This is a genomic window from Acinetobacter lactucae (genome assembly GCF_013344765.1).
GTDB classification, from domain to species: domain Bacteria; phylum Pseudomonadota; class Gammaproteobacteria; order Pseudomonadales; family Moraxellaceae; genus Acinetobacter; species Acinetobacter lactucae_A.
On record NZ_JABVBF010000394.1, the window covers coordinates 1 to 641 of the forward strand.

General features: G+C 31.5%; 1 protein-coding gene. It reads left to right on the top strand.

The annotated features are described in order from the left end of the window. Positions 1-8 precede the first annotated feature (8 nt). Positions 9-476, top strand: a complete 468-nt coding sequence (locus tag HUN22_RS17520) for a MarR family winged helix-turn-helix transcriptional regulator (protein WP_000884020.1) — start codon at positions 9-11, stop codon at positions 474-476. Positions 477-641: the final 165 nt, after the last annotated feature.

Genomic DNA, 641 nt, shown 5'->3' on the forward strand with positions numbered 1-641 from the left:
GCTTAGCTATGCTTGATCATTTAGAACAATTTCTTCCTAATAAAGAACCGTCGAGTATTCAAAATTTCCCTTTTTTTTGGGTTTCCCAAGTGAATGGAAAATATTCACAACTCATTGAAAAATCAATAAAAAAACTAGGTATTGATAATACACGCCGTAAAATCATTTTAAGTACTAATGCTTTGGGTGAAGCCAGTATTACCGATATCGCTAATCTTTCTACCTTAAAGTTAACGACAGCAACAAAAGCTGTATATCGATTAGTAGAAGATGGAATTGTTGAAGTCTACTCTTCTACTTCCGATGAACGAATTTCGATGGTGAAATTAACAGCCAAAGGTATTGAGCTGGTTGAACAGATTAATCAAATTAGTGTGGTTACCTTAGCTGGGATCCTCAATGCGTTTTCAGAAGACGAGCTGCACAATTTAAATAACCAGTTAAAAAAATTATTTGATCTCATGCCATCAAGTTAATTATTTGACTTGATATAGGGTTAGATACTCTTCAGAGCAGCATGAAACAGTTCTTATTTTCTCGCTGCTCTTTATTAAAATAAGTTTTAATATTAAAAATAAATAAAAATCAGTATCTTAATTCTATAGATTATTACTATCTGTTTACTTAACATACTTTTTAGG